We start from the raw sequence: 8,275 nt of genomic DNA, 5'->3' as shown, positions 1-8,275 counted from the left end.
CACGGCGCCGACGGCAACGCGCCAGGCTGGGGCGCGCTGTGGCGGCGCTATCTGGTCGGCACGGTATCGTTGCTGCTGGGCGGGCTGGGGTTCTGGTGGGCGCTTTTTGATCGGGAGCGGTTGACGTGGCACGACAGGGCCAGCGGCACCTATCTGACACGATTGCCCAAAGCCAAGCCCTGACCGCAGCACACAGGCGCGCGGCGGCGCGCCGACCACTCCTGCCACATCGGGACCACTGCGGCGCGGCACGACCGTGCCAGCCGCACCTGTTTAACGCGATTACCAAAAGCCAAGCCCTGAACGCAGCGCACGGGCGCGCGGCGGCGCGCCAACCACTCCTGCCACATCGGGACCACTGCGGCGCGGCACGACAGGGCCAGCGGCACCTATCTCATGTCGTTGGACGCATCGTCGAACGGAAGCGCGCATGGCGAATCCAGCACGACATCGACGCCGACCGGCGAGCACTGGCGAGAACGCCGAACAGCATCACCCCCCATCAGCATGCCTGCGCGCCGATGCGGCCCTGCGCGAGGCGACCACACCACCGATCCACCGCTCCAAGGACCGACCCAGCCAGTAGCTCGCCCAGAACATGGGCAGCAGCACCAGCGCGTATGCGACGACCCTCGGCAACCGCTCCAACCATGGCAACAGGTCGAGCATCGCCAGCGGAAGGGTGATTGGAACGAACGGCAATTGCCGCAACCCTGCCTGGAGATGGCCATCGACCTGCAGATTGCTCGCCATCCAGCGGCAGCCAACGATCACCGCCGCATACAACAGGCAGAACACCAGGCCAGTGGTGCTCGGACGCCGCATCGCTAACTGCTGCGTTTGCGAAACAGCAACCAGGACACGGTCAGCATCACCAGCGGCGGCAAGGCGTAGGCGATGCGGTAGTCGAACTTCAGGGCGCCGGCCATGCGTCCGAAGAACAGCTGCAGCAGCCAGAACACCAGGGCGAACAGGATGCCCAGGAACAGGCGCTTGCCCATGCCGCCGCTGCGCAGCGCGCCGAACGCGAACGGGATCGCGGCGAAGCACAGCGCCAGCACGTTCAGCGGATAGAACCAGCGGCTCCAGTACTGGTCCTCATAGTCGCGCGCGTCCAGGCCATTGCGGCGGCGGTACTCGATGCTGGTGTGCAGGTCGCGCGCCGACAGGTTGCGCGGCTTGGCCAGGCCCGAGGCCAGCGCCGCCGCATCCAGCTGCGATTGCCACGGCAGGCTGTCGAACTTCTCGCGCTGCACCGAGCGTTCGGCGAAGGTGTCGCGGTAGGCCTGCTTGAGCGTCCAGCCGTTGTGCCGGTGCTCGGCGATGGCGGCATGGGTCAGCGACGCCAGCCGGCCGTTCTCGTCCAGCGTGTACAGGCGCACGTCGCGCAGCTCCAGCCAGGTGCCGCCGCCGTCCTCCAGGTGCTCTTCGCCGGCCTGGGCATTGAGGAAGGTGTTGCCCTCGCGCGCCCACAGCCCGGAATAGCGCGCCATGCTCATGTCGCCGTTGTACTTGGCGTTGGCCTTGATCGCGTCGGCCTGGTTCTGCGCCCATGGCGCCAGGGTCTCGCCGTTGACCACCATGACCACGGTCAGCACCGCCATGGTCGAGGCCGCGGCCAGGCTCAGCCGGCGCCGCGACAGACCCAGCGCGCGTAGCGCGGTCAGTTCGGAGGTGGCCGCAAGCTGGCCCAGGCCCATCAGCACGCCGATCACCGCGCCGGTGGGGAACAGGGTGTAGGCGCGGCGCGGCACCGTGTAGGCCACGAACGCGGCGGCATGGCCCAGGCTGTAGCTGCCGGTGCCGATGACCTTGAACTCGTTGGACAGGGCCATGATCACGTCCAGGCCCAGCAGCACCGCCCAGGTCAGCAGCACCGTGCCGAGCACGGCGCGGCCCACGTACATATCGTGCAGGTTCGGACGCAGCCTCATGCCGGCTGCCTCCGCGGCCGCGACAGCCGGCCATCGCGCAGGTACATCCACACCGCCAGCGTCAGCAACGGCAGCGTCAGCCACCACAGGCCGAGCGCGCGCGGCAGCTTCTCGGTGCTCAGCCACTGGGTGCCGAGGAACATCAGGTTGGTGCCGACCAGGTAGGCCAGGAACGCCAGCATGATCCGGCCATAGCGCTGCTGCCGCGGCGAGCTGCGCGACAGCGGCAGGGTCAGCAGCGCGAAGGCCAGCGCCAGCAGCGGCGGCGCCAGGCGCGCATGCAGTTGCGCGTTGGCCTGCGGGCGCGGATCGCCGATCAGCCTGGCGGTGGGCAGCAGTTCGGGGTCATCGTCCTTGCGCGCGGCGTTGCGGTCGGGCAGCGCCACGTCGTTGCTGACGAAGCGCATCATCCGGTAATCCAGCCCGTCGCCGGCCAGCGGCCCCTCGACCCGGTAGCCGTCCTCCAGGCGCAGGTAGCGGTCGGCCTTGCCCTCGAAGAACATGGCGCCGCGCTGCGCGGTGACCACGTCCAGGCGGCCGTCCTTCTGCCGCTGCATGAACACCTTGCTGAGCTTGGTGCCGTCCCCGGATAGAGTGCTGATGTAGACGATGCCGCCGTCGGACAGCGGGGTGAAGCGCCCGGCCTCCAGCCCGGCCATCAGCAGGCTGTGGTTGGCCTCGTCGATCAGCCGGTCGGAGGTACGGTCGGCCCAGGGGCCTAGCCACAGCGAGCACATGCCGACCAGGGTCACCACCGGGATCACCAGCATCAGGATCGGCCGCAGCAGGCGCCGCGGGCCCACGCCGATGGCGGTGATCACCGCCATTTCCGAGTCGCGGTACAGCCGCGCCAGCGCCAGCAGCAGGCCCAGCATCAGCGCCAGCGGCAGGATCAGCGGCAGGTACACCACGAACTGCAGGCCCAGCTGTGAAAACAACAACTTGGCCGGGATGCGGCCATCGGCGATGTTGCCCAGGATGTCCACCAGCACACCACCGACGCTGACCACCAGCAGCACGATCAGGGTGGCCGAGAAGCTCTGGACGAAATCGCGCAGCAGGTATCGATCGAGCTTCGGCATGGGGGTGGGTTGATTTAAACTCTCGGATTCGTTCGCGGCGGACCCAGCCTATCCGACTGGGGGTAAAGAGTCCGCGATTGTACGGATTTGCCAACGGAATCTGATCAATGGCCCTGGAATTCACCCTGAACCACGACGCCCCGGCCACCGCGGCGTTCGATTGCATCGTCGTCGGCGTGTTCGCCGACAAGCGCCTGTCCCCGGCCGCCCAGGCCCTGGACACGGCCAGCGGCGGACGCCTGACCGCCCTGGCCGAGCGCGGCGACGTCAGCGGCAAGACCGGCGCCACCGCCCTGCTCCACGACCTGCCGGGCGTGAGCGCGCCGCGGGTGCTGGCCGTGGGCCTGGGCGACGCCGCCAAGTTCGGCGTGCCGCAATACCTGAAGGCGGTCGGCGACGCCGCGCGTGCGCTCAAGAGCGGGCCGGTGGCCAGCGCCCTGCTGACCCTGAGCGAACTGGAGGTCAAGGGCCGCGACCGCGCCTGGGCGATCCGCCAGGCGGTGATCGCCAGCGACCACGCCTGCTACCGCTACACCGCCACCCTCGGCAAGAAGAAGCCCGACGACAGCGGCCTCGCCCGCCTGGCCGTGCACGGCGACGACGCCACCGCGCTGGCCCAGGGCGAGGCGATCGCCGCCGGCGTGAAATTCGCCCGCGAACTCGGCAACCTGCCGCCGAACCTGTGCACCCCGGCCTACCTGGCCGAGACCGCGGCCGCCTTCGCCCAGGGCGTGGACGGCGCCGAGGCCGAGATCCTCGACGAGACGCAGATGCAGGAACTGGGCATGGGCTCGCTGCTGGCGGTGGCGCGCGGCTCGGCCAACCGCCCGCGCCTGCTGGTGCTGAAGTGGCATGGCGGCGGCGACGCCCAGCCCTACGTGCTGGTCGGCAAGGGCATCACCTTCGACACCGGCGGCGTCAACCTGAAGACCCAGGGCGGCATCGAGGAGATGAAGTACGACATGTGCGGCGGCGCCAACGTCATCGGCACCTTCGTCGCCGCCGCGACCGCGCGCCTGCCGCTGAACCTGGTGGTGGTGGTGCCGGCGGTGGAGAACGCGATCGACGGCAACGCCTATCGCCCGTCGGACGTGATCACCAGCATGTCCGGCAAGACCATCGAGGTCGGCAACACCGACGCCGAGGGCCGCCTGATCCTGTGCGATGCGCTGACCTACGCCGAACGCTTCAAGCCAGCGGCACTGATCGACGTGGCCACCCTCACCGGCGCCTGCATGGTCGCCCTCGGCCACCAGACCGCCGGCCTGATGAGCAAGCACGACGACCTGGCCGCCGAACTGCTGGCCGCCGGCGAGCACGTGTTCGACCGCGCCTGGCGCCTGCCTCTGTGGGACGAGTACCAGGGCCTGCTGGATTCCAGCTTCGCCGACGTCTACAACATCGGCGGCCGCTGGGCCGGCGCGATCACCGCCGGCTGCTTCCTGTCGCGCTTCACCGAAGGCCAACGCTGGGCGCACCTGGACATCGCCGGCGTCGCCAGCGACGAAGGCAAGCGCGGCATGGCCACCGGCCGCCCGGTGGGGCTGCTGTCGCAGTGGTTGCTCGACCGCGTTGCGGCCGGGAATTGAGAACCGGGAATCGGGAATCGTGAAAAGCGCCCTGTCTGACCCAACCGGAGGCGGCGCACGCGCCGCCACCCGCTGTTCCCATTCCCTATTCCCCATTCCCCACTCCCAGCCCTGATGCGCGCCGACTTCTACCTGATCGCCAAGCCGCGGTTCCTCAACGAACCGCTGCGGCTGGTGTGCGAGCTGGCGCGCAAGGCCAACGACGCCAACCTGTGGACGCTGGTGCTGGCGCGCGACATGGCCCAGGCCGAGGAGCTGGACGAGTTGCTGTGGGCGTTCGATGCCGACGCCTACATCCCGCACCAGATCGCCGACGCCGATGCCGACGAGGAAGAGGCGCAGGTGCTGATCGTCCCGCCCGGCGTCGACGCGCCGCAGCGACCGCTGGTGATCAACCTGCGCGATACGCCCTACCTGGGCGCCTGCGACCGCGTCCTGGAAGTCGTGCCGGCCGACCCATCCGCGCGCGACCCGCTGCGCGAGCGCTGGAAGCAGTACAAGGCCCAGGGCTACGCGGTCAGCAAGCACGATATGTGATGAAGCGGAGAATCGGGAATGGAGAATCGGGAATCGTTTCTCCAAGCGCCGCATTGAGGCGGCCCCTGCTCTGCGCTCCATCGATTCCCCATTCCCGATTCCCGATTCCCAGCCCATGACCACCCTCGCCTCCAGCTACGATCCCACCTCCTTCGAATCGCGCCTGTACGCGCAATGGGAAGCGTCCGGTTACTTCGTGCCGTCCGGGAAAGGCACGCCGTACACCGTGCTGCTGCCGCCACCGAACGTGACCGGCACGCTGCACATGGGCCACGCCTTCCAGCAGACGCTGATGGATGCGCTGGTGCGCTACCACCGCATGCGCGGCTTCGACACGCTGTGGCAGGTCGGCAGCGACCACGCCGGCATCGCCACCGAGATGGTGGTGTCGCGCAACCTGACCCTGGAAGGCAAGGGCGAGACCCGCGATTCGCTGGGCCGCGACGGCTTCATCGCCAAGGTCTGGGAGTGGAAGCAGCATTCCGGCGACACCATTGAGCGGCAGATGCGCCGCCTCGGCACCTCGGCCGACTGGTCGCGCAGCACCTTCACCATGGATCCGCAGCCGTCGGCGGCGGTGATCGAGGCCTTCGTGCGCTGGCACGAACAGGGCCTGATCTACCGCGGCCAGCGCCTGGTCAACTGGGACCCGGTGCTGAAGACCGCGATCTCCGACCTGGAAGTGGAGAACGTCGAGGAAGACGGCTTCCTGTGGTCGATCGCCTACACACTGGACGACGGCGCCAGCTACGAACACGTCGAGCACGACGCCGACGGCAACGAGACCCTGCGCGAGACCCGCGACTACCTGGTGGTCGCCACCACCCGCCCGGAGACCCTGCTCGGCGATACCGCGGTGATGGTGCACCCGGAGGATGCGCGCTACGCGCACCTGATCGGCAAGACGGTGACGCTGCCGCTGACCGGCCGCCGCGTGCCGGTGATCGGCGACGACTACGTCGATCGCGCGTTCGGCACCGGCGTGGTCAAGGTGACGCCGGCGCACGACTTCAACGACTACCAGGTCGGCGTGCGGCATGGGTTGCCGATGATCAACATCCTGACCAAGGACGCAAAGATCATCGGTGCACCAGAGAGCCATGCAGAAATCAGCGCCGAGCTGTCGAAAAACGATCCGTCCGGTAGCGGCGTGCTCATCCCCGATGACCTCTTCAGCCCCGAACGTATTCCAGCCAAGTACCGCGGTCTGGACCGCTTCGACGCACGCAAGGCCGTGCTGGCCGACCTCGAAGACCTCGGCATCCTGGTCGAGACCAAGCCGCACAAGCTGCAGGTGCCGCGCGGCGACCGCACCGGCCAGGTGATCGAGCCGTACCTCACCGACCAGTGGTTCGTGAAGATGGACGCGCTGGCCAAGCGTGGCCTGGAGCTGGTCGAGTCCGGGCAGATCCAGTTCGTGCCGCCGAACTGGATCAACACCTACCGCCACTGGATGGAGAACATCCAGGACTGGTGCATCAGCCGCCAGCTGTGGTGGGGCCATCGCATTCCGGCCTGGTTCGACGACACGGGCAAGTACTACGTCGGCCGCGACGAGGCCGACGCGCGTGCCAAGGCCGGCCTCGGCGCCGACGTCGCCCTGCACCAGGACAGCGACGTGCTGGAAACCTGGTTCTCCTCGCAGCTGTGGCCGTTCTCGACCATGGGCTGGCCGGATCCGCAGGCGATGGCCGAGCGCGGCTTCGACCGCTACCTGCCGTCGAGCGTGCTGGTCACCGGCTTCGACATCATCTTCTTCTGGGTGGCGCGCATGATCATGGCCACCGACAGCTTCACCGGCAAGGTGCCGTTCCGCCACGTCTACATCACCGGCCTGATCCGCGACGGGCAAGGCCAGAAGATGTCCAAGTCCAAGGGCAACGTGCTCGATCCGCTGGACATCATCGACGGCATCGACATCGAGGCCCTGGTCGCCAAGCGCACCACCGGACTGATGAAGCCGCAGGACGCCCCCAAGATCGAGAAGGCCACCCGCAAGGAATTCCCGAACGGCATCATCGCCCACGGCGCCGACGCGCTGCGCTTCACCATCGCCGCGCTGGCCGGCCACGGCCGCGAGATCAAGTTCGACCTGGGCCGCGCCGAGGGCTACAAGAACTTCTGCAACAAGCTGTGGAATGCCAGCCGGTTCGTGCTGATGAACACGCGCCAGGAAGATGTGGACGCAGCGACCATCACGAACGCGTCGCCACGCGCCCAGGTGGCGAACCACGCGGACACCGCTTCGAATGCCGGTTCAGCCTCGCTTGCACCGGCCACCGATGCCGAGAAGTGGATCCTGCTGCGGTTGCAGGCGGTCACGGCCGAGGCGCAGGCGCAGTTCGCCGCGTACCGTTTCGACCTGCTGGCGCAATGCCTGTACGAATTCGCCTGGAACGAGTTCTGCGACTGGTTCCTGGAACTGGCCAAGCCGGCGCTGAGCGGCGACAACGCGGCGGCTGCCGACAGCACCCGCCACACCCTGCTGCACGTGCTGGAAACCCTGCTGCGCCTGCTGCACCCGCTGACCCCGTTCCTCACCGAGGAGCTGTGGCAGCAGGTGGCGCCGCGCCTGGGCATCGCCGCACCGACCATCTCGCTGCAGCCGTACCCGGAGGCGGCGTCGATGGACGTGACCGCCTACACCGGCGCCGCGGCCGACGTGGAATGGCTGAAGGCGATGGTGTCGGCGCTGCGCCGCGTGCGCAGCGAACTGCAGGTGGCGCCGTCGCGGCAGGTGCCGCTGCTGCTGCAGGGTGGCCAGGCAGAAGACCGCGCGCGAATCGAACGTTTCGCCGCGCAGCTGCGCTTCCTGCTCAAGCTGGAGTCCATCCAGTGGCTGGACGACGGCGCGCCGTCGCCGGCCGCGGCCACCGCGATCGTCGGCGAACTGACGCTGCTGGTGCCGCTGGAAGGCCTGGTCGACCTGGATGCCGAACGCCTGCGCCTGGACAAGGAGATCGCCCGTGTCGCGTCCGAGAAGGACAAGAGCGAGGCCAAGCTGGGCAAGTTCACCGACAAGGTGCCGCCCGCGGTAGTCGAGCAGGAACGCCAGCGCCTGGCCGACTGGAGCGCGCAACTCGACGGTCTGCGCGCGCAGCGCGCCAAGCTGTAGCCAGACTGGCGGCACGCG

Annotated in this window: 7 protein-coding genes; 4 read left to right on the top strand and 3 right to left on the bottom strand. The window is 68.4% G+C overall.

What is annotated here, in order from left to right:
* On the top strand, positions 1 to 183 hold a 183-nt coding region (locus CEK68_RS06995), incomplete at its 5' end, for an RDD family protein (RefSeq protein WP_193314127.1).
* Between the two features lie 309 nt (positions 184 to 492).
* Here CEK68_RS06995 and CEK68_RS06990 read toward each other — a convergent pair.
* From CEK68_RS06990 to lptF, 3 genes are read right to left on the bottom strand one after another with little or no spacing between them, the layout of a single operon-like run.
* Entirely contained in the window at positions 493 to 798 is a 306-nt protein-coding gene (locus CEK68_RS06990; protein WP_226977797.1) for a hypothetical protein, read from the bottom strand.
* Positions 799 to 827: 29 nt separating this feature from the next.
* Entirely contained in the window at positions 828 to 1,934 is a 1,107-nt protein-coding gene (gene lptG / locus CEK68_RS06985; RefSeq protein ID WP_152238963.1) for an LPS export ABC transporter permease LptG, read from the bottom strand.
* Positions 1,931 to 3,016 carry an LPS export ABC transporter permease LptF gene (lptF, locus tag CEK68_RS06980; protein ID WP_152238962.1) on the bottom strand — a complete coding sequence of 362 codons (1,086 nt, stop codon included), beginning with the start codon at positions 3,014 to 3,016 and terminating at the stop codon, positions 1,931 to 1,933. Before lptF ends, lptG begins: the two co-directional genes overlap by 4 nt.
* 107 nt (positions 3,017 to 3,123) lie before the next feature.
* Between lptF and CEK68_RS06975 the strand changes: the two genes are divergently transcribed.
* The 3 genes from CEK68_RS06975 (at position 3,124) to CEK68_RS06965 (ending at position 8,257) form a co-directional block, all read left to right on the top strand.
* Complete coding sequence (locus tag CEK68_RS06975; RefSeq protein WP_152238961.1) at positions 3,124 to 4,605, top strand: leucyl aminopeptidase; 1,482 nt, start codon at positions 3,124 to 3,126, stop codon at positions 4,603 to 4,605.
* Between the two features lie 111 nt (positions 4,606 to 4,716).
* Entirely contained in the window at positions 4,717 to 5,142 is a 426-nt protein-coding gene (locus CEK68_RS06970) for a DNA polymerase III subunit chi (RefSeq protein WP_152238960.1), read from the top strand.
* A gap of 115 nt (positions 5,143 to 5,257) precedes the next feature.
* Positions 5,258 to 8,257 carry a valine--tRNA ligase gene (locus CEK68_RS06965; protein ID WP_152238959.1) on the top strand — a complete coding sequence of 1,000 codons (3,000 nt, stop codon included), beginning with the start codon at positions 5,258 to 5,260 and terminating at the stop codon, positions 8,255 to 8,257.
* Positions 8,258 to 8,275: the final 18 nt, after the last annotated feature.

The sequence above is a fragment of the Xanthomonas sp. LMG 12461 genome (assembly GCF_009192935.1).
Taxonomy (GTDB): domain Bacteria; phylum Pseudomonadota; class Gammaproteobacteria; order Xanthomonadales; family Xanthomonadaceae; genus Xanthomonas_A; species Xanthomonas_A sontii.
Note: the sequence above shows the minus strand (reverse complement) of the source record. Positions and strands in the feature narration are given on the sequence as shown.